Below are 24,238 nucleotides of genomic sequence, written 5' to 3'. Positions count from 1 at the left end.
GGGTTCTCGCTCACAGCTTCGGCGCAATCTCTTCGGTCCAGATACGCTCCCGCTGCTCCTGGGTCATGTGGCATGCGGCCCAGTGCCGGCTGCCGACCTCGGTCAGCTCCGGACGGACCGTGCGGGTGACGTTGTCCTTGGGGACGTCCGCGTACGGGCAGCGCGGGTTGAAGGCGCAGCCGGACGGGATGTTGATCAGCGAGGGCGGGGAGCCCTTGACCGGGATCAGGCGCTCCTGCTGCTCGCGGTCGAGGCGCGGCATCGAGCCGAGCAGACCCCAGGTGTAGGGGTGGCGGGGCTCGTAGAACACCTTCTCGGCCGGGCCGCGCTCCACGCACCGCCCGCCGTACATCACCAGGATGTCGTCGGCGAGTTCGGCGACGACGCCCAGGTCGTGGGTGATGACGATGACCGCGGAGCCGAACTCCTTCTGGAGGTCCCGGATCAGGTCGAGGATCTGCGCCTGGACGGTCACGTCCAGGGCGGTCGTCGGCTCGTCCGCGATGAGCAGTTCGGGGTTGTTGACCAGCGACATCGCGATCATCGCGCGCTGGCGCATACCGCCGGAGAACTCGTGCGGGTAGTTGTCGACCCGCTTGTCCGGCTGGGGGATGCCCACCCGGTCGAGCATCTCGACCGCGCGCCGCCTGGCGGTCTTCTTGTCGACGTCGTGGTGGATGCGGTACGCCTCCACGATCTGCTGGCCGATCGTGTAGTACGGGTGCAGCGCCGACAGCGGGTCCTGGAAGATCATGGACATCTGCCGGCCACGGAGCTTGCGCACCTCGTCCGGCGGGCTGCTGAGCAGCTCGGTGCCGTCCAGCCAGATCTCGCCGGAGATCTGGGCCTTGCGCTTGCCGTACTGCCCGGCGGTGTGCAGGCCCATGATGCCGAGCGAGGTCACCGACTTGCCGGAGCCGGACTCGCCGACGATGCCGAGGGTCTTGCCCTTCTCCAGCTTGAAGGAGAGCCCGTCGACGGACTTGACCAGGCCGTCGTCGGTCGGGAAGTGCACCTTCAGGTCGCGCACTTCCAGGAAGGACGTCGGAGCGGGCGAGCTGCTCGTGGGTTCGCCCACGGCCGCTCCGCTCTTGCTCAGTTCCGTCATGAGAGCCTCACTCGGGGGTCGATCACGGCGTACAGGATGTCCACCACGAGGTTGGCGATCAGCACCGCGAGAGAAGTGATCAGGGTGACGCCCAGGATGATGGGCAGGTCCTGGTTCCGGATGGCGTCGAGCACCGCGCGGCCGAGGCCGGGCAGGTTGAACGTCGACTCCGTCAGGATGGCGCCGCCGATGAGGGCGCCGAGGTCCATGCCGAGCATGGTGAGGATCGGGGTCATCGTGGAGCGCATGGCGTGCTTGCCGATGACGACCTGCTCCTTGAGGCCCTTGGCGCGCGCCGTGCGGATGTAGTCCTCACCGAGGATCTCCAGCATGGTGGCGCGGGTGATCCGGGCGTACATCGCCGCGTAGAGGAACGCGAGGGTGATCCAGGGCAGGATCATGCCGCCGAACCAGCCGCCGACGCTCTGGCTGAGAGGCACGTACTGCGCGTCGATCCACTTCAGGCCGAAGGCGAAGATCGCCAGGCTGAGCAGACCGGTGAAGTAGATGGGGAGGGAGACACCCGCCAGGGCGACGACCATCGCGCCACGGTCCCAGATGGTGCCCCGCTTGAGCGCGGAGAGCACACCGGCCGCGACACCGAAGACCAGCCACAGGACGGCGGCACCGAGCGCGAGACCCAGGGTCACCGGGAAGCGGTCGGTGAGCACCGGCCAGACGGCCTGCTCGCTGCGGAAGGAGTAGCCGAAGCAGGGCGCGGCGCAGTGGGTGACGTCGCCGCCGCCCGAGTAGGTGCGGCCGACGAAGATGCCCTTGAAGAACTGCCAGACCTGGGAGTAGATCGGGTCGCTCAGGCCCAGCTTCTGCCGTACGGCCTCGACGGCAGCCGGGTCGGCCTGCTTGCCCACGAAGCTCGAGGCGATGTCCACGCCCGCCCACTTGGGGACGAGGAAGAAGATGCCGAAGACCACCATGACGATGACCACCAGCATCACTGCGGCGGCGAACAGCCGCCTGATGAGGTAAGCGAGCACAGCTAACGGCCCGCTGCGGGCCGCGGGCCACCGGAGGTCTTCCGGTGGCCCACGACCACGCCGCGCCGGCCTTCACCTGCCTTTCGTGCCGTACGGCGGGTGTGCCGGTTTACTTCTTAGGGTTCTTCAGGCCGAGGTTGACGAAGTCGTACGTACCGCTGTAGTTGTCCGTCGTGTAGACGTTCGCGAGGTTGTCCGACCGCCAGTTGATGAACTTCTCGAAGGTGAAGGGCAGGTAGTACGCGCCCTCCATGACCTTGTGGTTGATCTCGGTCGAGATCTTGGTCTTGCCCGCCGCGTCGAGGGTGGTGACGTACTGGTCGAAGAGACCGTCGATCGTCTTGTCCTTGATCAGGGCGTAGTTGTTGTTACCGCTCTGCGCGATGTACTTGCTGTCCCACAGCGGCAGACCGAAGCCCTGGACGGTCGGGAAGTCGGGGCCCCAGCCCATGATGATGATGCCGTAGCCCTTCTTCTGGACGTTCGAGGGGCTGCCGATGATGCCGGTGGTCTGCGAACCGTCGTACTGGTCGATCTGGGCGTTGATGCCGATCTTCTTCAGCGACGCCTGGAGCGACTGGGCGGTGGCCACCTCGACCGGCTTGTTGTTGCGGACCGCGATGGTGGTGGAGAAGCCGTTCGGCTTGCCGCACGCCTTCAGGGCCTTCTTGGCCTCGTCGACGTTGCCGTTCTTGTTGGCACCGGAGATGCCGTACGGGTCGTACTTCTGGCCCTCGGCGCCCGGGACGGACGGCGGGAGCATGTTGGTGCCGATGTCACCACCGGCGATCGGGCCACCACGGGCGGTCTGGAGCGACACGTGGTCGGCACCGAGGATGACGGCCTTGCGGCACTCGACGTTGTCGAACGGCTTCACGCTCTGCGGGAAGACCGCGTAGCGGATGTAGCCGGAGACCGGGTTGTCCAGGTTGGCCTTGTGCTCCTTCAGGGCGGTGGTGCGGCCCTGCGGGGACATGCCGGTCTGGTTGATGTCCAGGTCCAGGTCACCGTTGAGCAGACGCTGGTCCAGCTGGTTGGCGTCCGAGAAGAACTGAACGGTGATCTTGTCCGGGTAGGCCTTGCGGACCGGGTCCGAGGACTGCTTCCACTCGGTGTTGCGGACCAGCGTCAGGCTCTTGCCGGGGCTGTACGACTCGAACTTGTACGGGCCGGAGGAGAACGGGTGCAGGCCGTACTTGGACTTGGTGTCCTTGTCCTGGCGGACCGGCGAGGCCGAGACCAGGGCCAGCACGTCCTCGAAGTCCGAGTTGGCCTTCGGCAGGTGGAAGACGATCGTCTTGTCGTTCGGGGTGTCGATCGACTTCAGACCGAGCTTGTCCTTGGACGTGTCCTTGTAGGGGCCCTTGTACTCGCCCTTCGGGTCCAGGAAGTCCTTCAGGTAGGTCGGACCGCCGGACAGCACGTCCTGCGCCCAGACGCGCTCGATGCCGTACTTGACGTCCTGGGACGTGATCGGCTTGCCGTCCTCCCACGTGATGCCGTCACGCAGGGTGTACGTGTAGGTCTTGCCGCCGTCCGTGACCTTCGCGAGACCGGTGGCGAGGTCCGGGGTGAGCTCGGCGCCGGCCTTGCCCGGCTCCGTCTTGCCCGTGACCAGCTGACGGCTGTAGTAGCGCGCGAAGTTCCACATGAAGCCGTAGTAGCCACGCGTGGTGTCCCACGAGTCCGCGTCCTGGGCACCGCCGAAACGCAGCGTGCCACCCTTCTTGACCAGCGAGGCCTGGGCGACCTTGTTGTTCGCGGCGTCGAAGCCGGCGGCGCCGGACTTCGAACCGTTGTTGTCGTCGCTGCCTCCGCCGCCGCACGCCGCCGTGGTCAGCAGTGCGGCGACCGCAGCAGCGGCGGCAAGCGCCTGCTTACGCCGCCCTGAGGTGCGTTGGGTAGTCACGATCTCGGATCCTCCGGATTAGATGAGAGACCCCGTGTTGGTGCCACGGGACGCTTTTGGGTACGGCTGGTTCAGCGGGACGCCTTCGGGTCCAGCGCGTCACGCACGCCGTCGCCGAAAAGGTTGAACGCGAGGACGGTGATGAAGATCGCCACACCCGGGACCACCATGTACATGGGGTCGGAGTCGTAGTAGTCGATCGCACTCGAGAGCATCTGCCCCCAGGACGAGGTGGGCGGCTTGACGCCCACGCCCAGGAAGCTGAGCGCCGCCTCGGTCAGGATGTTCGTGGGGATCATCATCGTGGTGTAGACGATGATCGGCGCGACCAGGTTCGGCAGCAGTTCCTTGAACAGGATGTAGAAGCGTCCGGCGCCCAGCGAACGAGCGGCCTCGACGTACTCGCGCTCGCGCATCGAGAGCGTCTGGCCGCGCACCACACGTCCGATGTAGGGCCAGCCGAAGAAGCCGATGACCAGGATCATCACGAAGACGCGCACGTTGGAGCCGGAGAGGCCCAGCATGTTGTTCGGCATCACCGAGACCAGGGCGATCGTGAAGAGGAGCTGCGGGAAGGCGAGCAGGCCGTCCATCACACGGCTGATGAGCGAGTCCACCCAGCCGCCGAAGAAGCCCGCCAGGATGCCCAGCACGGTACCGAGGACGACCGCGACGACGGCGGAGAGGAAGCCCACCAGGAGCGAGACGCGGGCACCGTAGAGGATGCGGGCGAGGATGTCGCGGCCGTTGACGGGCTCGACGCCCAGCAGGTGGTCGCCGCTGATGCCGCCCAACGCCCCCTTCGGAGTACCGAACAGAGGGTCGATCAGGCTCTCGTTGAAGGAGTCCGGGTCCTGGCCGAGCAGATGGGTGATCACTGGCGCGAGCAGGGCGATCACGATGAGCAGGAGCACGACGATGCCGCCGGTCAGGGCGAGCCTGTCCTTCTTCAGGCGCTCCCAGGCGATCCGGCCCAGGGAACGCCCCTGCACGGCCTTCTCGCCGGCGGTGGCAGCCGCCGCTTCCTCGGCCGCACTCGGAGCCGCTTCCGCGGTCGGCTCGTGCAATGGTGCCGTCATCTGGCAGGGACCCCTCTCAACCGGCGGTGGCCGGCTTGCACTTGCCGCTGGTAGCGGCATGATCACTCTCACCTGGGCAGGGTTGAACACCCCATGGAGCGCGAGTCTTCAACGCTCTGGCGACTGGTTGCCAGAGTTGGCGGTGAATGGATGCGCAACCGTGATACGAGCAAGGCGTTTCGTTATCCGAACGGCGGGTAACGCCTGTCGGACGGGGACACAGACGACAAGCCGCCGCACGAGCCCCCAAAAGCCCCACATCCACCCGAGAGTGGCGTGATCCGGATCACGCTGCGCCGCGCACTTGTCCAGACCTGATCGGCCTGAGCGGTTGCCACCCTCTCACAGGCGTGACAATCGAGGGCATTCGGCCCCGGAACACCGGTGCCGCGGTCACCAGTTGAGGGTCGGCAGCGGACTCGGCAGCGGACTCGGTCAGTAGCCGCCGGGCGCGGGCGGGTAGCCGTAGCCGCCCGCCGGGGCCGGGGGGAGCGCCGCGTGGGCCTCGCGGTCGTAGAACGGACGGGCCGCCGCCCGCATCCACATCACGACCGGGTCGTACTCGTCGGTCATGGCCACCGTGGACACCGGCAGGCCGTCCGGTACCGCCCCGACCGACTGCTGCATCATCGCCCGCACCGAGTCCACGGCCGGCGGCGAGGTGTCGTACACGTCGAGGCCGATCGCGAGGTACGGCGCCCCGAGCGCCGGCTGCACCCAGGCACGGCGCAGGGAGCGGATCGCGGGCGTGCGGTGGGCGTTCTGCGACAGCAGGGCGTAGAACTGCGGGATCTCGATCGCCGGTTCGGCCAGCCGCAGCGGGCCGGCCGGCTGCCGGTCCAGGCCGGTGGCGATGCGGCGCAGGTCCAGCCAGGGGATGCCGACGCCGCCGCCCGGGGCGTGCGGGTTGAGCCAGAGGCCGAAATGGTCGGGGTAGAGGGTGCGGGCCACGTCGACGCCGTCGACCACCTCGTACGACCGGTTCCAGCCGCTCGCCGACAGTTCCTGGGCCGAGGTCACACAGGGGGCGTAGCCGTGGCCGTCGACCTCCATGTTCCCGTACTGGGCGTCGGGGGAGCCGGACTGGCCGTGCCAGAGCAGCATCCAGATCTGGCCGGAGGCGGGCGTGGCGAGGGCGCGGAGGAGTGCCTCGTAGGCGTCGTAGCGCCCGGGCGTTACCTGGCGCAGCATGTGCTCGACCTGTCCGGTCGCCGCGGTGCCGCTGGCGCTCACGTGTTACCGCCCCTTCATCTGTCGCCCCGCGTGTGGAGGCCGCCCCGCGTTTGGAGACAGCTTAAGCGCCCTGGGAGCGGGGGCCGATTGTCCGTGCGCGGGTGCGGCTCCGTGGTGGCCGGGCGCGCCCGCCCGGCGAGCCGCGGACGAGCACGGGTCCGCGCCCCTCGGCCGGTTGCCCCAAGGGCGTTTCTAGTGGCCGTACTGATAGAAGGGGCGGACGTGGTCCCGCATCCAGTGGGCCACCGGGTCGTCCGCCACGTCCAGCAGGACCAGGTTGACCGGCCAGGGCACCGGGACCCGGCCCAGTGCCTTGCCCAGCGCCTCCAGGGGCAGGGCGCGCAGGTCGCCCTCCCACTGGGAGAGTTCGACGCCCACGAACATCACCGGGTCGGACGTCTCGACCGCGGCCAGGCAGCGGCGGGCGGAGGCGACCACGCCGATCGCCGCGAACTCCGCCGACGCCGCGGTCAGGAAGTCCATCGGGTCGTCCTGCCAGTCCGGCTCGAAGAGGCGGACCCGGCCGCCGGAGGCGGGTCCGTCCAGTTCGGTGCGGTCGGCCCGGCACAGCTCGGCGACCCCTTCCGGCGGCAGCGGGAGGCCCACCACTCCCCCGGGGTTCACGGCGATGCCGACCTGCGGGGGCAGGCCGCGGGCGAACTCGGCGGCGGGCGCGATCGTGTACGACAGATGGGAGCCGGTCACCAGGCGGAACTGCTCCTCGGAACTGAAGACCGGCACGTACACCTGGCCGGCGATCTCCGTGGTGGGCAGGTCGAGGGGGCCGCTGTGCGGGCCGCCACCCTCGGGCAGCGGGATCCACAGGAAGCTGCGGCCCAGTACCTCGATGAGCCGGGCCGCCGCCGCGGGCACGCCGAGGGAGGCCGACAGCACCTCCTCCAGTTCGTTGCCGGGCCAACCGCCGTGCGGGTGGGGGTGTGCCTGTGCCGGGAAGTCCGCGGGAAGGTCCGCCGGGAAGTCCATCTGCCTACCGCCTGCTGGAAACCGCTGTTGAGGCTGAAAAGGCTAGCGGGTGACACCGACAAAGCCAGCAGCCGATTCAAGTCCACGGACCGGTCCGCGCGGACCGGGTCCGCACGGACCAGGTCAGTGCGCGCCGGGTCCGCACGGGCCGGGTCCGTGCGTTCCGGGTCGCGCGGGCTCGCACCTGGTCCGGGCCCGCACCTGGTCCGAGCCCGGCCGCCTCGCGCGCTCAGCCTGTGAAGGCGATCCCGCGCAGGGCGTCCGCCGCGTCGCGGTCGAGGAGCACCGCCGAACCGCAGCCCGGGGGCAGTTCACCCTTCTCGACGGAGCGGATCAGCCGGCCCGCCGCCCTGCGGTGGCGCAGGAAGGCGTACCGCGAGACACCCCGGCCGCGCTCGCGCTGGCCGTCCAGGGCCGTGCCCGGCGTGACGTCCAGGAGCAGCAGGTGCAGGGTGCCGCCGCGGCGCCGGGCCTCCCGGGCCAGCCAGTCGCGCACCCAGACCTGCGTGCCGCAGTCGTGCACGACCACGCCCTCGCCGGTGCGCAGGGCGCGGCGCAGGCCGGCGTAGTGGGCGAGGCGGACCAGCGGGCGGTAGACGGCGTACGGCAGGACCCGGGCCAGCCGGGCGTCCCAGCGGTCACGGGTGTCCTGGGAGTCGACGCGTATGCCCTGGACGGTGCGGTGCATCAGCGTCGACTTCCCGCTGCCGGGCAGCCCGGTGACCACGACCAGGTCCCGGGGGCCGAAGAGCAGTCGGTGCGGGCCGCGGCCGGCGCGCTCGCGCAGGTCGCGGACGACCGGTGCGGGACGTGCGCCGTACCGCTCGCGGGCCGGGGCCGTCGACTGCTCGGGCAGGGCGACGCCCGTCGTCGTCGCGAAGGTCGCCGCGTATGCCGTGGTCCTTGTCACCGTGACCGTCCTCCCTGGGGGTTCAGGAAAGGTTCTCCCCACGTAATGTAAAGAGAAGGTAATGCACGGTGTCTCGCGGTTCGGTGCGCGAACGGCCACAGGCCTGTCACAGAAGGCCGTGCCGGGTCCGGCCTGCCACGGCCCCGGACGGCGTGCAATGATGTCCGCGCCAACTGCATACCGGCCGCTTGAATCCGCGCGGGAGAGTCCCCCGGCACCACGGTGCCCGGGGCGCCGAAGGAGCAAGTCCCTCCCTTGAATCTCTCAGGCCCCGTTACCGCGCGGGCGAGGCACATCTGAAAAGCGGGCCGCTGTGACAGTGGCTCCACCCAAGGTGCAAGCCGTGACCACTCCGTGGTCAGGGCGAACCTCTCAGGTTCCGATGACAGATGGGGAGGACAGCTTCGCCTGTCATGCCCTTGGGACCTCCGGGAGACGACCGACCGATGAGCAGTACCGATTCCGCCGCACCCCGCCGTACCGCGCTCGATGCCCTGCACCGCTCGCTCGGCGCCACCATGACCGACTTCGCCGGCTGGGACATGCCCCTGCGCTACGGCTCCGAGCGTGACGAGCACGTCGCGGTACGGACCCGCGCCGGCCTCTTCGACCTCTCCCACATGGGCGAGATCGCCGTGACGGGGCCGGACGCGGCCCGGCTGCTGAACCACGCCCTCGTCGGGAACATCGCGTCCGTCGGGGTCGGGCGCGCCCGCTACACCATGATCTGCCGGGCCGACGGCGGCATCCTGGACGACCTGATCGTCTACCGGCTGGCCGAGGCCGAGTACCTGGTCGTGGCCAACGCCTCCAACGCCCAGGTGGTCCTCGACGCGCTGCGGGAGCGGGCCGCCGGCTTCGACGCCGAGGTGCGCGACGACCGGGACGCGTACGCCCTGATCGCCGTCCAGGGTCCCGAGTCGCCCGGGATCCTGAAGTCCCTCACCGACGCCGACCTGGACGGCCTCAGGTACTACGCCGGGCTGCCCGGCACGGTCGCCGGGGTCCCGGCGCTGATCGCCCGCACCGGCTACACCGGCGAGGACGGCTTCGAGCTGTTCGTGAAGCCGGAGCACGCGGTGGCGCTGTGGCAGGCCCTGACCGAGGCGGGCGAGCCGGCGGGCCTGGTGCCGTGCGGGCTGTCCTGCCGGGACACCCTGCGGCTGGAGGCGGGCATGCCGCTCTACGGTCACGAGCTCAGCACCTCGCTCACCCCGTTCGACGCCGGGCTCGGCCGGGTGGTGAAGTTCGAGAAGGAGGGCGACTTCGTGGGGCGCGAGGCGCTCACCGAGGCGGCGGACCGCGCCGGGTCGAACCCGCCCCGCGTCCTCGTCGGCCTGGTCGCCGAGGGCCGCCGGATCCCGCGCGCCGGGTACCCGGTGGTCGCCGGCGGCAAGGTGATCGGCGAGGTCACCTCCGGCGCCCCCTCGCCCACCCTCGGCAGGCCGATCGCCATGGCGTACGTCGACGCGGCGCACGCGGCGCCCGGTACGGCGGGTGTCGGTGTGGACATCCGGGGCAGCCACGAGCCGTACGAGGTCGTCGCGCTGCCGTTCTACAAGCGCGAGAAGTAGCCGGAAACCGCCGGAAGAACCGCTCCGGCGCGCTCCGGCCACGCCCTCCCGGCGTGACCTCACACACATCACCGCTGGTCACGCCCGTTTCCAGCAGTCCCCCCTTCACCAGCACTCCCCCGCGTACAGGAGAATTCAGGACATGAGCAACCCCCAGCAGCTGCGGTACAGCAAGGAGCACGAGTGGCTGTCGGCCGCCGAGGACGGCGTGGCGACGGTCGGCATCACGGAGCACGCGGCCAACGCGCTCGGTGACGTGGTCTTCGTCGAGCTCCCGGCGGTCGGCGACACGGTGACCGCGGGCGAGTCCTGCGGCGAACTGGAGTCGACCAAGTCGGTGTCCGACCTGTACTCGCCGGTCACGGGTGAGATCACCGAGGTCAACGAGGACGTCGTGGAGGACCCGTCGCTGGTGAACTCGGCCCCCTTCGAGGGCGGCTGGCTGTTCAAGGTGCGCTTCGCGGACGAGCCGGCCGACCTGCTCTCCGCCGACGAGTACACCGCCTTCACCGCCGGCTGAGGCGACGCGGAACCAGGCGTCGCAGAAACAGGAGTCGTAGAAACAGATGTCCGTTCTGAACACGTCCCTGCACGAGCTCGACCCGGAGGTCGCCGCCGCGGTCGACGCCGAGCTGGTGCGGCAGCAGTCCACCCTGGAGATGATCGCCTCCGAGAACTTCGCGCCGGTCGCGGTCATGGAGGCGCAGGGCTCGGTCCTCACCAACAAGTACGCCGAGGGCTACCCCGGCCGTCGCTACTACGGCGGCTGCGAGCACGTCGACGTGACCGAGCAGATCGCCATCGACCGGGTGAAGGAGCTGTTCGGCGCCGAGTACGCGAACGTGCAGCCGCACTCGGGCGCCTCCGCCAACCAGGCGGCCCTGTTCGCGCTGGCCCAGCCCGGGGACACCATCCTCGGCCTGGACCTCGCGCACGGCGGTCACCTGACCCACGGCATGCGCCTGAACTTCTCCGGCAAGCAGTTCGACGTGGTCGCCTACCACGTCGACGACGCCGGGCTCGTGGACATGGCCGAGGTCGAGCGGCTCGCCAAGGAGCACCGGCCGAAGGTGATCATCGCCGGCTGGTCGGCGTACCCGCGGCAGCTGGACTTCGCGGAGTTCCGCCGGATCGCCGACGAGGTCGAGGCGTACCTGTGGGTCGACATGGCGCACTTCGCCGGTCTGGTGGCGGCGGGGCTGCACCCGAACCCGGTGCCGTACGCCGACGTGGTCACCTCGACCACCCACAAGACGCTCGGCGGGCCGCGCGGCGGCATCATCCTCGCGAAGCAGGCGTTCGCGAAGAAGCTGAACTCGTCCGTCTTCCCGGGCTTCCAGGGCGGTCCCCTGGAGCACGTGATCGCGGCGAAGGCGGTCTCCTTCAAGGTCGCCGCCTCCGAGGACTTCAAGGAGCGGCAGCGTCGTACCGTGGAGGGTGCGCGCATCCTGGCGGAGCGGCTGACGGCCGCCGACGCCCGCGAGGCCGGCGTGAACGTCCTCTCCGGTGGTACCGACGTCCACCTGATCCTCGTCGACCTGCGCGAGTCCGAGCTGGACGGACAGCAGGCCGAGGACCGGCTCCACGAGGTCGGCATCACGGTCAACCGCAACGCCGTCCCGAACGACCCGCGCCCGCCGATGGTCACCTCGGGGCTGCGGATCGGCACTCCGGCGCTGGCCACCCGCGGCTTCACGGCCGAGGACTTCGCCGAGGTGGCGGACGTGATCGCCGAGACGCTGAAGCCCGCCTTCGACGCCGAGGCGCTGCGGACCCGGGTGGAGGCCCTGACGGCGAAGCACCCGCTTTACCCCGGTCTGAACAAGTAGTTCCCTGGTGGGGGCGCCCGACGGCGTGCGCCCCCGCCCTTTTCCAAGGAGTTCCCGTGGCCATCTCGGTCTTCGACCTGTTCTCGATCGGCATCGGCCCGTCGAGCTCCCACACCGTCGGCCCGATGCGCGCCGCCCGGATGTTCGCCCTCCGGCTGCGCAACGAGGAGCTGCTGCCCTCGGTCGCGCAGATACGTTCCGAGCTGTACGGATCCCTGGGCGCGACCGGCCACGGCCACGGCACCCCGAAGGCGGTGCTGCTCGGCCTGGAGGGCGCCTCCCCGCGCACGGTGGACGTGGAGACCGCGGACGACCGCATCGAGGCGATCAAGGCCACGCGCCGCCTGTCCCTCCTCGGCGAGCACGAGATCCCGTTCTCCTTCGACGACGACCTGAAGCTGCACCGGCGCAAGGCGCTCCCCTACCACGCGAACGGCATGACCCTCTGGGCGTACGACGCGCAGGGCACCGAACTGCTCTCGAAGACGTACTACTCGGTGGGCGGCGGGTTCGTCGTCGACGAGGAGGCGGTCGGCGCGGACCGCATCAAGCTGGACGACACGGCCCTGAAGTACCCCTTCCGCACGGGCGACGAGCTGCTGCGCCTGACGCGGGAGACGGGTCTGTCGATCTCCGCGCTGATGCTGGAGAACGAGCGGGCCTGGCGGACCGAGGAGGAGATCCGCGAGGGGCTGCTGGACATCTGGCGGGTGATGCAGGCGTGCGTCTCGCGCGGGATGTCGCGGGAGGGCATCCTGCCGGGCGGGCTGCGCGTGCGCCGCCGGGCCGCGGTCTCGGCCCGCCAGCTGCGCGCCGAGGGAAACGCGCTGGCGCACGCGATGGAGTGGATCACGCTCTACGCGATGGCCGTGAACGAGGAGAACGCGGCGGGCGGCCGGGTGGTCACCGCCCCCACGAACGGCGCGGCCGGCATCATCCCGGCGGTCCTGCACTACTACATCAACTTCGTCCCGGGTGCCGACGAGGACGGCGTGGTCCGCTTCCTCCTCGCGGCCGGCGCGATCGGCATGCTCTTCAAGGAGAACGCGTCCATCTCCGGCGCCGAGGTCGGCTGCCAGGGCGAGGTCGGATCGGCCTGCTCGATGGCGGCGGGCGCGCTCGCCGAGGTCCTCGGCGGCTCCCCGGAGCAGGTCGAGAACGCGGCCGAGATCGGCATGGAGCACAACCTCGGCCTCACCTGCGACCCGGTGGGCGGCCTGGTCCAGATCCCCTGCATCGAGCGCAACGGCATGGCAGCGGTCAAGGCGGTCACCGCGGCCCGCATGGCCATGCGCGGCGACGGCTCCCACAAGGTGTCCCTGGACAAGGTCATCAAGACCATGAAGGACACGGGCGCGGACATGAGCGTCAAGTACAAGGAGACGGCCCGGGGCGGGCTGGCGGTGAACATCATCGAGTGCTGAGGGGACGCCCGCCGCGTCACCCCGGACTGAACGTGACCCGGACGGCCGAGTCCGCCGGAAGCACCAGGACGCTTCCGGTGACCGGCTCCCAGTCCTCAGGGATGACGAACATCCGGCGGTTGGACTCCGCGAGCAGGCGCAGTCCGTCGTAGCGGTACCGGAACCGCTGGTGTGCGTCACCGGGAAAGGCCGTTTCGTGGACCTGCCCGTCACGGAAGTGAAGACGGTCGGGGCTGTCGATCGTCACGGCCGGGCGCAGCCACAGGTGGCGAGCCAGGTATGCGGCGTCGTCGTGACCGTGCTGCTTGGCATAGGCATGGGTGGCCCAGAAGGACGACAACGCGACCAGTGCCGCGACGAGGACGAGAGCCGTCCGCTCGCGTGCCACCGGGTAGTTCGCGCCTTTGAGCTTGAAGAACAGCAATCTGCCGTACATGAACAGCCCGAGGCCTCCGCCCAGCAGGAGCGGCGTGTCCATCGCTCCGGCCGGCCAGACGGCGAAGCCGCCCAGCATGCCGAGCAGGAAGAGACATCCCCCGCACACGGACAATCCGTAGGGGAGCAACCGGACCACGCGTGCGGGTGGCTCGGCCCGGCTTCCCGCGGACCGGACGGCGTAGTACACGACGACACCCGACAGCGCGACGGTGAGCGCGGCCCCGGCCGGTACGTACAGCGCCCCGGCGCTGCGGAGGGCGTAGTCCTGGGTGGAGAAGCCGAGAGTCGCGGCGTCGACGCCGAAGTACTCGTAGAGAGCGTCGGTGTAGGCGAACCCGAAGTACAGCAGCAGGGCCCCGACGAACGTGGTGGGGGCGATGAAAGTGGCCAGCGTACCGACCCAGTTGCCCGAGAAGGGTGTTCGCGGTTCCGGGCCGCTGTCCGCCATGGCTGCCCTCTTCCTGGATACGGACTCAGCCGGCGTCCCCGGACAGACCGGGCTCGGGTTCGGGCGGCGGCGTGTCGTCCGGTGCGGGCGTGCGTGTGGGCGTGGGCGTCGGTGTAGGGGTAGGTGTGGGTGTGGGTGTGGGCGTCACCGGCTCTGTCGTGGGAGTCACGGTGGGCCCGGTCGTGTCCGGCTCGGGTTCAGGTGTGTACTCGGCGTGGATCTTCTCCTGGATGCTGTCCCTGACAGCACCACCATCACTCAGGGTCACACAGAGGACACGCGTCCCGCTCCTGGAGGTCACACCCTCCTCCGAGAAGCCGAATTCCGCGTTCACGGTCTGCTGTGGCGGGACATAGACGGTCCGGCTCGGCGGGATCGCGGCTCTGCCGGTGTCTCCCGGCGTGCAGTCCACCACGCTGAGCGTGCCTACGTACTGCTTCGTCGACGGGTTGCTCACGCCCTTGGCGTAGCTGAAGGGCCACACCCCGCTGAAGCCGTCCGACAGGCGGCCCGCGTGACTGAAGTCCCCTGAGTGCTTCTCACGCTCCTGCTCCTCCTGCTTCCGTTTGTTCTCCTCCTGCGTCTGCTCGTCACTTGTCGAGGCCCGTGTGTCGTCGGACGCGAGGTCAGGCTCGGGCGACGGGGTGGAAGGTGACGAGCAACCGACGAGAACGGTGACGCCGGCGCAGAGCACGGCGAATGCGAAGGTTCTGCGTCTCTCCCTGCTGTTGACGGGCATGCAAGACGTCCTTTCGCGGGGCGGTGCCACTGCGAGCGTCCGCCGACCATCACTCATCGAAGCAGAGATAAATGGCATATGCCCTTAGATGCTCCCCCAAGAGGAGCAACGTCGGCCGCAATGTCCCGGAGGCCGATGTTCCCCCTGGGGCTACCCATCAGTAATCGCCTGCTTCTACGCTGCCGCCAACTCGGCCTTCGGAAGCAGGGAGTTGGGACATGGGAGTGGTCAGACGGCTGGCGGCGGTCGTGGCTGCCGGGGGGTTGCTCCTGGGGGTTCCCGGGGCGGCGCACGCGGACACCGGGCCGGGCGCGGTGAAGTTCTCCGCGAGCACCGGCATCGGTACCCACAACGCGTACGAGAAGGACAAGTACACCTACTGGGCGCAGGCGCTGGACTCCGGGGCCTCGCTGCTGGAGCTGGACGTGTACGCGGACAGCATCACCAAGCGGTGGCGCGTCAGCCACAGCAACCCGTTCGGGAACGACAACAACTGCGAACACGCCGACACTCCGGGCGAGTTGTACAGCCAGAGCCGCAACCAGGATCTCGGCAGCTGCCTGGACAACATGGCCGCCTGGGAGCAGTCGCACCCCGACCACGCGCCCGTCGTCGTCAAGGTCGAGATGAAGGTCGGCTTCAACAACAACGTCGGTCTCGGCCCCGACGAGTTCGACACGCTCGTCTCGCAGAAGCTCGGCAGCAGCGTGTACAAGCCGGCCGACCTGCTCGGCTCGTCGTACCCGACGCTCGACGCCGCCGCGAAGGCCGACGCCTGGCCCACCCGCGACCAGCTCAAGGGCAAGTTCGTCTTCGAACTGATCCCGGGCACGGTGGAGCAGGCCAACCCGTTCGACCACTACTGGACCGACCAGGAGTACGGCGACCACCTGCGGGACCTGTACGCCGCCGGGAACATCTCCGCGGCCCAGGCCTTCCCCGCCGTGCTGGGCGCGGCCGGCGGGGATCCGCGCACGAGCCGTTACGACTCCTCCGTCCGGCCCTGGTTCGTGTTCTTCGACGGCGACGCGGCCACCTACGTCAACAACGGCTACGACACGTCGTTCTACGCCACGAACCACTACATCCTGATCATGACGGACGCCTACGCCGTCGCACCGGCGATCTCCTCGACCAGCCCGACGGACGCCGAGGTCGCGGCCCGGCTCGCCCTGCTCGCCGCCGACCACGCCAGCCTCATCACCTCGGACTGGTCCACCAAGTCGGCCGCCGTGCTCGGCGAACTGGCCGACCGCGGCTGACATTTGACCCGCTCGCGAGGATCCCCCGTGCAAAGCTGGGAATACGGAACGCGCAGTTGCAATTCCTGCCCCCCACCGTCCGTATCCGCACCGACCCAGGGAGTCCCCCCACATGTTGCACGGAATCGACGTGAGCGCCTATCAGTCCTCCGGCTACGGCACGGACGACCTCTCCTTCGTCTTCATCAAGGCGACGGAGGGGCGTTCGTACGTCAACCCGAAGCTCGCCGCGCAGACGAAGCCCGGCCGCGACGCCGGACTGGTCGTCGGCTTCTACCACTTCCTCTGGCCGGGCAACCTGACCGCCCAGGCCGAGTACTTCGTCAAACACGCCCCCGAGAAGGCAGGCGACATCCTCGCCGTCGACTGGGAGACCACCGGTGACGGCACCCACGCGAGCAACGCCGAGAAGGACTCCTTCATCCGCAAGGTGAAGGCCCTGCGCCCCGGTTACCGGGTGGTGCTGTACACCAACCGGAACTTCTGGCTGAACATCGACGACACCTCCTACGCCGGCGACGGCCTCTGGATCGCCGACTACGTCAGCGCGGGCCACCCCCGCATCAAGGCCTCCTGGCGTTTCCACCAGTACACCAGCGACCCGCACGACAAGAACGTCGCGAACTTCGCCAGCAAGGCCGCGCTGAAGGAGTGGGCCAAGGACGCGTGACGCCGGGCCCCGCCGCCGAGGAGGGGCGCAGGGCGGCGCCGTCAGCCGCGGAAGTCCGCCGGCCGCTCCGGGGACGCCTCCGCCAGGGCCGCGCGCACGGCCTCGGTGCCCGCCCGCAGGCCGTACACGGGGGTGCCCGGCTGCTGGCGCCAGGAGTCGTCGATGCCGCCGTTGTCGACGGTGTCGAAGCCGAGTTCGTCGATCAGGGCGCGGACGGCCGTCTTGGCCGCCTCGTCGTCGCCGGAGACCGGGATGGCCTGCCGGCCGGGGTCGCCGGCGGGGCGGTGGCGGTCCAGGATGTCCTGGGCGAAGGTGCCGTTGAAGGCCTTGATCACGGGGTGGCCGAGCTGCCGCTCGGTCCAGCGGCTCTCGGTGAGCCCCTCGTCCTCGATCCCGGCGATACGGCCGTCCCGCTGCTGCGGGTAGTAGTTGCCGGTGTCGATCACGGCCGCACCCTCGGCCGCCCCGTCCAGCAGGCCCGCAGGAAGGTCGGGAACCGCCTTCAGCGGGACCGTGACGACCACGATCTCCGCGCCCCGGGCGGCCTCGTCGGCCCGTACCGCCTTCGCCCCGGTCTCCTCGACGAGCGCGGCGAGCGTCTCGGGACCGCGCGAGTTCGCCACGTACACGTCGTGGCCGAGGGCGGTGAGCCGCCGGGTCAGGTTGCCGCCGATGTTGCCCGCGCCGATGATGCCGATCTTCATGACACACCTCTCGAGAGTCCATGCACCTGCATACATATGCTGCTGTGCGGCATCAACCCCGGCCGTGCACGACCTATTCCGCGGCTGGTCCGACCGGGTGAGACCCAGGTTCCGGCACCGGTTCCGGCCCGTTCCGGCCCCGGTTCCGGCCCGTTCCGGCCCCGACGCGCGGCCCGCGGCCCGCAGGCCGCGGCGTCGCTCAGCCCGCGAACGGGTCCGCCAGCTCCGCGCGCAGTACCTCCACCGCCTCGTCCGCGTCCCCCGCGGCCACCGCGCGGGTCAGCGCCTCGTGGGCCGCGTCGCCGGTGAGCGGGTCGGCGGTGCGCAGCCCGGTGAGGGCCAGCAGGTCGACCAGGCCCTCCCGGAGCACCGGCACGAACTCGGTGAACAGGTCGGTCAGGACCGGGTTGTGGGCCGCCGCGACCACGGCCGCGTGGAAGGCGATGTCCGCGTCCACGAAGGCTGCGTCGTCCGCCTGCGCCGCCGCCCGCCGCCCGGCGAGCGCCGCCTCGATCGCCGTGACGTCCTCGGGCGTACGGCGCTCCGCGGCGAGCCGGGCCGCGTGCACCTCGACGGCCGTCCGGACCTCGTACACGTCGGTCACCGCCGCCCGGCGCAGCCTGGTCGGCCAGTCCTCGGCGGCCTCGACGGCGATCACGAAGACCCCGGCTCCCTGCCTGGGCCGCACCAGCCCGGCGCCGGCGAGCACGCGCAGCGCCTCACGGACGGTGGAGCGGCCCACACCGAGCTCCTTCGCCAGGGTGGTCTCGCCGGGCAGCCGGGTGCCGACGGGCCAGGCGCCGCCGGTGATCTGCGCGCGCAGCCGGGCGGCGGCCTGTTCGACCAGGGGGCTCGGGCGGACGGGTCCCAGCGCCATGCGGTGTCACCAACTTCTTCGGGGGCCGTGCCGCGGTCGGCGGCACGCTGCACAGGAATTCTCACTTGTCTGAGGACCTGAGGACTCGCTAGCCTACCGGCCATGACGTTCCGCGGTCTTCTTCTCGGCTGCCGCGGCGGGGCCTGACGCGACCGGCACCCCGCCGCGGGTCGCCGTGCTGCCGGTCACTTCCGACCGGACCAGCCGAGAGGCAGCAGCACCGATGACCCTCCTGTGGAACCCGCAGCGCCCCAGTCCGATGCCGTACGACCGCTACCGCCCCTTCCAGGACCGGGTCGCCGTGCCGGTGGCGGACCGGGGCTGGCCCGCCGCCCGGATCGACCGGGCCCCGCTGTGGGTGCCCGTCGACCTGCGCGACGGCAACCAGGCGCTCGCCGAACCGATGGACACCCCGCGCAAGCGCCGTTTCTTCGACCTGATGGTCCGCACCGGCTTCAAGGAGATCGAGGTCGGCTACCCGTCCGCGAGCCGGACCGACTTCGACTTCGTACGGCATCTGGTGACCAGCGGGGCCGTACCGGACGACGTGACCCCGGTGGTGTTCACGCCGGCCAGGCGGGACCTGATCGACCGGACCTTCGAGGCGGTGGAGGGGATGGACCGGGCCGTCGTCCACCTCTACATCGCCACCTCCCCGGTATGGCGGGAGGTGGTGCTTCGCCGGGACCGGGCCGAGGTGTGGCGGACCGTGCGCGAGGCGGCCGGGCACATGGCGCGCCGGGCCGGTGACGCTCCCGGCGTCCGCTTCCAGTTCTCCCCGGAGACCTACAACCTGACCGAACCCGACTTCGTCCTCGAACTCTGCGACGGGCTCACCGAGTTGTGGGACGCGAGTCCGGACCGGCCGGTCACCCACAACCTGCCCGCGACCGTGGAGATCGCCACCCCGAACGTCTACGCCGACCAGATCGAGTACGCCCACCGCAACCTCGCCCGCCGTGACGCGGTGATCCTCTCCGTACACCCGCACAACGACCGGGGCACCGGCGTCGCCTGCGCCGAACTCGCCGTGCTGGCCGGGGCCCAGCGCGTGGAGGGCTGCCTGTTCGGCAACGGCGAGCGCACCGGCAACGTGGACCTGGTCACCCTCGCCCTCAACCTGTTCGCCCAGGGGGTGGACCCGATGGTCGACTTCGGCGACATCGACGCGGTCCGTGAGACGGTCGAGGCGTGCAACCGGCTGCCGGTGCACCCGCGGCACCCGTACGCGGGGGACCTCGTCCACACCGCGTTCTCCGGCACCCATCAGGACGCGATCAGCAAGGGGTTCGAGGAACACGCCCGCCGGGCGGCCGAGTTGGGGCTGCCCGAGTCCCGGGCCCCGTGGTCCGTGCCGTACCTGCCGGTCGACCCGGCCGATCTGGGCCGTACGTACGAGGCGGTCATCCGGGTCAACTCCCAGTCAGGAAAGGGTGGATCGGCGTACCTGCTGCGCACCCACCACGGCGTCGACCTGCCCGCTCGGATGCGCCCGGAGTTCGCGCGGCTGGTCCAGGGGGTGACGGACACCAGCGGCCGGGAGGCCACGCCGAAGGAGCTGTACGACCTCTTCCGCGCCGCCTACCTGACCGACGCGGCCGACGGCGAGGTCCGGCTGGACTCCTGGTCGGTGCAGGAGGAGGCGCCGGGCCGGCACCGCTTCGTCTGCACCCTGAGCACGGACGGCCGGACCGGCGACCACGAGGGCACCGGCTCCGGCCCGCTGACCGCGCTGGCCGACGCGCTGACCGGTGCCGGCCACGCCACGGAGGTCCTGGAGGTCACGGTGCACGGGTCGTACGCCTTCGCCGAGTGCCGCGTGGCCGGGTCCACGACGGTCTGGGGCGCGGCCGAGGACCCCGCACCGCTGGCGGCCTCCGTCGGCGCGGTGCTGTCCGCGGTGAACCGGGCGGCGGTGCGATGAGCGTCGTACTGCGTGCGGACGGGGTGGAGGTGGTCCGGGACGGGCGGCCGATCCTCCAGGAGGTGTCACTGACCGTCCGGGCCGGCGAGCACTGGGCGCTGCTCGGCGCCAACGGTGCCGGGAAGTCCACCCTGCTGGGGCTGCTCGGCGCCCTGGTCCATCCGACGCGGGGCACCGTCGAGGTGCTCGGCAGCAGGCTGGGCCGGGTCGACCTGCGCGAACTGCGGACGCGGGTGGGGCACGTCGACCCCCGCCATCCGCTGACCGAGCCGCTGCGGGTCCGGGACGTCGTCCTGACCGGGCTGACCAACTCGGTGGCCCGGCTGCCCCGGTGGCGTCCGACGCCGGAGCAGGAGGAGCGTGCCGACGGGCTGATCGGAACGCTCGGGCTGGCCGCGCACCGGGAAGCCCGCTGGCCCACGCTGTCGCAGGGGCAGCGCGGCCGGACCCTGATCGCCCGCGCCCTGATGCCCGAGCCCCGGCTCCTGCTGCTCGACGAGCCGGCCACCGGCCTGGACCTGCCGGGCCGGGAGCGGCTGCTGTCCGCCCTGGACGCGCTGCGCCGGGAGCATCCGGCGCTGGCGACCGTGCTGGTCACCCACCATCTGGAGGAGCTTCCGGCGGGTACCACCCATGCCCTGCTGCTCCGGGACGGGCGGGCGCTGGCGCAGGGCCCGGCGGCCGAGGTGCTGACCGGCGACCAGGTCGGCAAGTGCTTCGACCTGCCGCTCACCCTGGAACGGCACGGCGGCCGCTGGACCGTCCGCGTCGACCCCCGGAACACGGGCGCCGGTCCCCGGGCGTGAGAAGAAAAAAAGGGGGGCCCGCGGTGCGGGCCCCCCTGCCGTGCCTGACGCCTACTTGTTCAGGTAGGCCCAGAACTCGTCGAACGACAGGACCTTGTCGCCGTTGAGGTCGCGGGTCCTGATGATGCTCTCGGCGACCGTGTCGGTGACGTTCCAGTCACCCCCCTGAGCGAGGGCGGACTTGAACTCGGCGGCGGTGATGAATCCGTCACCGTCCGCGTCGATCCGCTCGAACTGCTTGCGCGCCTCGTCGATGTCAGCCACCGATCCGCCCCTTTTGTCTACGTTCCAACTGCATTACCGGCGTACTGCCGCAGGTCAGGTTAACGGCCCGGCCAGGCCTTCAGTGCGGCGACCACCCACCCGAACTCCTCCTGGTACCGCGGCGGCGCCTCCGCTCGGGAGCCGGGTCGTCGGGCAGCGCCGGCCCGAGGGTCCTGGTGCGCTCCCGGATCCACGGGTCGGCCGTGTCCAGCCCCTCGAAGACCTCCTCCACGAAGTCGTCCACGGTCCGCTGCCGTTCGGCGGCCGACAGCCGCGCCAGCCCGGTGGCCCCGGCCGGCTCCCCGGTGGTGAGAAGTCCGGTGCCGTCGTCGATCATGTCTGCGAGTGTGGGCCTTCCAGTGGGTGGAGACTCGAGGAGCACGGTGACAGGGACCCTGCGGGACATTCTCGACGCGGCGGCAGCGGGCGTCCTCCCGCCCGCCGACGGCGGCACCACGGTCGTACCGCAGCCGTCGCCGCGGGACGCGGGGGTGCTCTCCTTCACCGCGCACTCGGTGGTGTTCACGGACGAGGACCCGGACTGGGTGTACGACACCCTGCGCGCGATCCCCTGCGACCCGCTGTGCGCGACCATGAACGCGCGTTTCCTCACCGCGCTGATGGACCGCACCGGCCGGGAACAGGAGACGATCGACGCGCTGCTGGTCGCCGGACCGCTCCCGGGCCGCCCGGAACTCGCGCTGACCGAGCTGACCGGCCCCGACCACTCCCGGGTCGCCTACGCCCGCGCACGCCGTGACGAGGTGCGCGCCTGGGGCGTCGACGGCGGGGTGCTGGTGCTGGGCCGGGGTGTCGCCGGACGCCTGGAGGTGTCGGTGGAGGTGGCGGAGGGGGCACGGCAGCGGGGGCTGGGCCGCGCCCTGGTGACGGCCGCCCGCCGGCTCGCCGGTGAGCCGCTGTGGGCGCAGGTCGCACCGGGGAACGCCCGGAGCGTACGGGCGTTCCAGGCGGCGGGCTATCTGCCGGTCGGTGCCGAGGCCCTGCTGCACGAGGTCTGAGCCGGGCGTGCGGCCGGCCCCGGCCGGCCGAGGCCCCCGGTCAGCGGAAGACCCCGGTGTGGCCGAGCGAGTAGCGGCCGGGCTGCGGGTAGACGGCCAGTCCGTGCGGTCCGCTGCCGACGTGGATGCGGGCGAGTTCGGTGCCGGTGCGGGTGTCGATGGCGTACACCTCGGAGTTGTAGCGGCCGGACAGCCAGAGCACCTTGCCGTCCGCCGACACCCCGCCCATGTCCGGGCTGCCGCCGCCGGGCAGCCGCCACTTCTTGGTCAGCCGGTCCTGGGCGAAGTCGAAGACGGAGATGGTGCCCTCGCCCCGGTTGGAGATGTACATCTCCCGGGAGTCCCGGCTGACGTACAGCCCGTGGGCGCCCTTGCCGGTGGGCAGGAAGGTGGGCCGGGTGAAGGCGTCGCCGTCCAGGACCCACAGTCCGTCGGCCATCATGTCCGCGATGTAGAACCGCTTGCCGTCCGGGGAGGCCTTCACGTCCTGCGGCATCGCGCCGTGGAGGGGCAGCCGCTCCTGCCGCAGCACCTCCATCCGTGCCGTGTCGACCTTCAGCAGTTCGCCGCTGAACTCGCAGGACACGATGAAGTACCGGCCGTCGAGGGAGAAGTCGGCGTGGTTGACGCCGTAGCAGGTGACCGGAAGGACCTTGACGGTCTTCATGGTGTGCGCGTCCCGGAAGACCAGCTCGCGGTCGTTGGAGGCCATCACGATCGCGTACTTGCCGTCGGGGGTGAAGTACAGGTTGTACGGGTCGTGCACGGCGACCGGCCGGCCGGCCTCGCCGGTCCTCGGGTCGATGGGGGTGAGGCTGTTGCCCAGGTCGTTGTTGACCCACAGGGTCTTCAGGTCCCAGGACGGCACGACGTGCTGGGGCTGCCGGCCGACCGGGATGGTGCGGATCACCCGGTACGTCCTCGGGTCGATGACCGAGACCGTGTCGGAGTTGGTGTTGGGGACGTAGACCAGGGACGGGAAGCCCTTGACCACCGGGGAGAGCCGGCCGGGACGGTCGGCGGCGTACATGTCCTTCGGGTCGAGGACCGGCGGCATGCCCGGCAGCCCGTCGACGGCCGGTTCCTCCTGCCGGGCCTGCGGCCGCGCGGGAACGGTACTCGCGGCGGCCGCGGGCCGGCCGGGGTCGTCGCTGCACCCGGAGAGCAGCGCGAGGGCCGCGAGGACGGCGCCGGCGGCCAGCAGACGGGCGGCTTTCGTGGTTCTCATCGGCTCAGCAGCTCCGTGGTGGTGACCGCGCGCAGTCCACGGCGGTGGAGTTCTTGGAGTACGTCGGGGAGGGCGTCGACCGTGTCCTGGTAGCCGAAGTGCATGCTGACCACGGAGCCGCCCCTGACCTCGGCGAGCACCTTGCGGGTGACGGCGGACGCGCCGGGCCGGGTGTAGTCGAGCGAGTCGACGTCGTACGACAGCACGTGCGGGTAGCCGGCCGCGACGGCGAGCCGGGCGACGAGCGGCGAGGCGGTCGCCGCCCTGGACGGGCGGAACCAGCGGCCGACCGAACCGGTGAGCCGGCGGAGGCGGTCGGCGCAGTCGGTGATCTCCTTGCGGGCGCCGGCCTCCGCCATGGCGTTGATGGAGATGTGCCGCTGGGTGTGGTTGCCCAGGTCGTGACCGCCGTCGAGGATGCGGCGGGCCATCGCGGGACACGCGTCGAGCCAGGTGCCGACGGCCAGCACGGTGAGGTGGGCGCCGTGCTGCTCGGCGGTGGCGAGGAGCCGGGTGGCCAGGGCGGGGTCGCCCTGGCCGTGGAAGGTGAGCGCGACGTTCGCGCTGTCGCGGGGGCCGTGGGTGACTTGGAGGGGCAGCCGTTCGGCGGCGGACGATGACGGTGGCGGGGGTGAGGCCGAGGGCGAGGTGGGGGGTGAGCCCGAGGGTGAGGTGGGGGGCGCTGCGGTGGCCGTGCCGGTGGTGCCGCAACCGTTGGCCATGGCGCCGCCGGCTACCAGGCCGGCGCCTGCTCGGAGGACGTCACGTCGGTTGGTGGGGGTCACTTGCCCCATTTAAGGGTGAATAGGTAAGA

24 protein-coding genes and 2 riboswitches are annotated in these 24,238 nt (G+C 70.6%); of the genes, 9 read left to right on the top strand and 15 right to left on the bottom strand.

Features of this window, described 5'->3' with window-relative positions; genetic code table 11:
* Nucleotides 1-10: 10 nt before the first annotated feature.
* The 7 genes from AAW13_RS13890 to AAW13_RS13860 all read right to left on the bottom strand — a co-directional run bounded on the left by AAW13_RS13890 (nucleotide 11) and on the right by AAW13_RS13860 (nucleotide 8,218).
* Complete coding sequence (locus tag AAW13_RS13890) at nucleotides 11-1,108, bottom strand: ABC transporter ATP-binding protein (RefSeq protein ID WP_046730688.1); 1,098 nt, start codon at nucleotides 1,106-1,108, stop codon at nucleotides 11-13.
* Nucleotides 1,105-2,103 carry an ABC transporter permease gene (locus AAW13_RS13885; RefSeq protein WP_046730689.1) on the bottom strand — a complete coding sequence of 333 codons (999 nt, stop codon included), beginning with the start codon at nucleotides 2,101-2,103 and terminating at the stop codon, nucleotides 1,105-1,107. Before AAW13_RS13885 ends, AAW13_RS13890 begins: the two co-directional genes overlap by 4 nt.
* A 109-nt stretch (nucleotides 2,104-2,212) precedes the next feature.
* Nucleotides 2,213-4,012 carry an ABC transporter substrate-binding protein gene (locus AAW13_RS13880; RefSeq protein ID WP_046730690.1) on the bottom strand — a complete coding sequence of 600 codons (1,800 nt, stop codon included), beginning with the start codon at nucleotides 4,010-4,012 and terminating at the stop codon, nucleotides 2,213-2,215.
* Between the two features lie 71 nt (nucleotides 4,013-4,083).
* Nucleotides 4,084-5,091: an ABC transporter permease gene (locus tag AAW13_RS13875; RefSeq protein WP_046730691.1), complete on the bottom strand. Its 1,008-nt coding sequence runs from the start codon at nucleotides 5,089-5,091 to the stop codon at nucleotides 4,084-4,086.
* A gap of 435 nt (nucleotides 5,092-5,526) precedes the next feature.
* Nucleotides 5,527-6,324 carry an enhanced serine sensitivity protein SseB C-terminal domain-containing protein gene (locus AAW13_RS13870; RefSeq protein ID WP_046730692.1) on the bottom strand — a complete coding sequence of 266 codons (798 nt, stop codon included), beginning with the start codon at nucleotides 6,322-6,324 and terminating at the stop codon, nucleotides 5,527-5,529.
* Between the two features lie 192 nt (nucleotides 6,325-6,516).
* Nucleotides 6,517-7,308: an enhanced serine sensitivity protein SseB gene (locus AAW13_RS13865; protein WP_046730693.1), complete on the bottom strand. Its 792-nt coding sequence runs from the start codon at nucleotides 7,306-7,308 to the stop codon at nucleotides 6,517-6,519.
* A 229-nt stretch (nucleotides 7,309-7,537) separates the two neighbouring features.
* On the bottom strand, nucleotides 7,538-8,218 hold the full coding sequence (locus AAW13_RS13860; protein WP_046730694.1) for an AAA family ATPase: 681 nt from the start codon (nucleotides 8,216-8,218) through the stop codon (nucleotides 7,538-7,540).
* Nucleotides 8,219-8,407: 189 nt separating this feature from the next.
* Nucleotides 8,408-8,508: riboswitch (glycine riboswitch) on the top strand.
* Nucleotides 8,509-8,617: riboswitch (glycine riboswitch) on the top strand.
* A 47-nt stretch (nucleotides 8,618-8,664) separates the two neighbouring features.
* On the opposite strand from AAW13_RS13860, the gene gcvT reads away from it, so the two are divergent.
* The 4 genes from gcvT to AAW13_RS13840 all read left to right on the top strand — a co-directional run bounded on the left by gcvT (nucleotide 8,665) and on the right by AAW13_RS13840 (nucleotide 13,045).
* Complete coding sequence (gene gcvT / locus AAW13_RS13855; RefSeq protein ID WP_046730695.1) at nucleotides 8,665-9,792, top strand: glycine cleavage system aminomethyltransferase GcvT; 1,128 nt, start codon at nucleotides 8,665-8,667, stop codon at nucleotides 9,790-9,792.
* 142 nt (nucleotides 9,793-9,934) lie between these two features.
* Nucleotides 9,935-10,312, top strand: a complete 378-nt coding sequence (gene gcvH, locus AAW13_RS13850) for a glycine cleavage system protein GcvH (RefSeq protein ID WP_046730696.1) — start codon at nucleotides 9,935-9,937, stop codon at nucleotides 10,310-10,312.
* Nucleotides 10,313-10,358: 46 nt separating this feature from the next.
* A complete protein-coding gene (glyA, locus tag AAW13_RS13845) occupies nucleotides 10,359-11,621 on the top strand; it encodes a serine hydroxymethyltransferase (protein ID WP_046730697.1) in 1,263 nt (420 codons plus the stop codon).
* A gap of 56 nt (nucleotides 11,622-11,677) precedes the next feature.
* Nucleotides 11,678-13,045, top strand: coding sequence for an L-serine ammonia-lyase (locus tag AAW13_RS13840; RefSeq protein WP_046730698.1), 1,368 nt, complete (start codon nucleotides 11,678-11,680; stop codon nucleotides 13,043-13,045).
* Between the two features lie 16 nt (nucleotides 13,046-13,061).
* Here AAW13_RS13840 and AAW13_RS13835 read toward each other — a convergent pair whose 3' ends face one another.
* Nucleotides 13,062-13,931, bottom strand: a complete 870-nt coding sequence (locus tag AAW13_RS13835; protein ID WP_046730699.1) for a hypothetical protein — start codon at nucleotides 13,929-13,931, stop codon at nucleotides 13,062-13,064.
* A 25-nt stretch (nucleotides 13,932-13,956) separates the two neighbouring features.
* A complete protein-coding gene (locus AAW13_RS45920; protein ID WP_046730700.1) occupies nucleotides 13,957-14,670 on the bottom strand; it encodes a hypothetical protein in 714 nt (237 codons plus the stop codon).
* Between the two features lie 218 nt (nucleotides 14,671-14,888).
* On the opposite strand from AAW13_RS45920, the gene AAW13_RS13825 reads away from it, so the two are divergent.
* Both AAW13_RS13825 and AAW13_RS13820 read left to right on the top strand, forming a co-directional pair.
* A complete protein-coding gene (locus tag AAW13_RS13825) occupies nucleotides 14,889-15,932 on the top strand; it encodes a phosphatidylinositol-specific phospholipase C domain-containing protein (RefSeq protein WP_206306213.1) in 1,044 nt (347 codons plus the stop codon).
* 112 nt (nucleotides 15,933-16,044) lie between these two features.
* Complete coding sequence (locus AAW13_RS13820) at nucleotides 16,045-16,602, top strand: glycoside hydrolase family 25 protein (protein WP_046730701.1); 558 nt, start codon at nucleotides 16,045-16,047, stop codon at nucleotides 16,600-16,602.
* A 41-nt stretch (nucleotides 16,603-16,643) separates the two neighbouring features.
* On the opposite strand, the gene AAW13_RS13815 is transcribed toward AAW13_RS13820, so the two are convergent.
* Nucleotides 16,644-17,306, bottom strand: coding sequence for an NADPH-dependent F420 reductase (locus tag AAW13_RS13815; RefSeq protein ID WP_046730702.1), 663 nt, complete (start codon nucleotides 17,304-17,306; stop codon nucleotides 16,644-16,646).
* A 199-nt stretch (nucleotides 17,307-17,505) separates the two neighbouring features.
* Nucleotides 17,506-18,183, bottom strand: coding sequence for a FadR/GntR family transcriptional regulator (locus AAW13_RS13810; protein ID WP_046730703.1), 678 nt, complete (start codon nucleotides 18,181-18,183; stop codon nucleotides 17,506-17,508).
* 223 nt (nucleotides 18,184-18,406) lie between these two features.
* On the opposite strand from AAW13_RS13810, the gene AAW13_RS13805 reads away from it, so the two are divergent.
* On the top strand, nucleotides 18,407-20,107 hold the full coding sequence (locus tag AAW13_RS13805; protein ID WP_046730704.1) for a 2-isopropylmalate synthase: 1,701 nt from the start codon (nucleotides 18,407-18,409) through the stop codon (nucleotides 20,105-20,107).
* Nucleotides 20,104-20,913, top strand: coding sequence for an ABC transporter ATP-binding protein (locus tag AAW13_RS13800; protein ID WP_046730705.1), 810 nt, complete (start codon nucleotides 20,104-20,106; stop codon nucleotides 20,911-20,913). The genes AAW13_RS13805 and AAW13_RS13800 overlap by 4 nt, the downstream gene beginning before the upstream one ends.
* 51 nt (nucleotides 20,914-20,964) lie before the next feature.
* Here the strand turns inward: AAW13_RS13800 and AAW13_RS13795 are convergent, their stop codons facing one another.
* Complete coding sequence (locus AAW13_RS13795; protein WP_046730706.1) at nucleotides 20,965-21,177, bottom strand: EF-hand domain-containing protein; 213 nt, start codon at nucleotides 21,175-21,177, stop codon at nucleotides 20,965-20,967.
* Nucleotides 21,178-21,256: 79 nt separating this feature from the next.
* Entirely contained in the window at nucleotides 21,257-21,514 is a 258-nt protein-coding gene (locus AAW13_RS47755; protein WP_046730707.1) for a hypothetical protein, read from the bottom strand.
* Here AAW13_RS47755 and AAW13_RS13785 point away from each other — a divergent pair.
* A complete protein-coding gene (locus AAW13_RS13785) occupies nucleotides 21,513-22,196 on the top strand; it encodes a GNAT family N-acetyltransferase (protein WP_046730708.1) in 684 nt (227 codons plus the stop codon). The genes AAW13_RS47755 and AAW13_RS13785 overlap by 2 nt on opposite strands.
* Before the next feature lie 40 nt (nucleotides 22,197-22,236).
* On the opposite strand, the gene AAW13_RS13780 is transcribed toward AAW13_RS13785, so the two are convergent.
* Nucleotides 22,237-23,424 carry a YncE family protein gene (locus AAW13_RS13780; protein ID WP_046730709.1) on the bottom strand — a complete coding sequence of 396 codons (1,188 nt, stop codon included), beginning with the start codon at nucleotides 23,422-23,424 and terminating at the stop codon, nucleotides 22,237-22,239.
* Entirely contained in the window at nucleotides 23,421-24,218 is a 798-nt protein-coding gene (locus AAW13_RS13775; RefSeq protein WP_046730710.1) for a polysaccharide deacetylase family protein, read from the bottom strand. Before AAW13_RS13775 ends, AAW13_RS13780 begins: the two co-directional genes overlap by 4 nt.
* Between the last annotated feature and the right edge of the window lie 20 nt (nucleotides 24,219-24,238).

Origin of the sequence: Streptomyces humi, from assembly GCF_001005085.2 — a bacterium.
In the GTDB taxonomy this organism is placed as follows: Bacteria; Actinomycetota; Actinomycetes; order Streptomycetales; family Streptomycetaceae; genus Streptomyces; species Streptomyces humi.
Note: the sequence above shows the minus strand (reverse complement) of the source record. Positions and strands in the feature narration are given on the sequence as shown.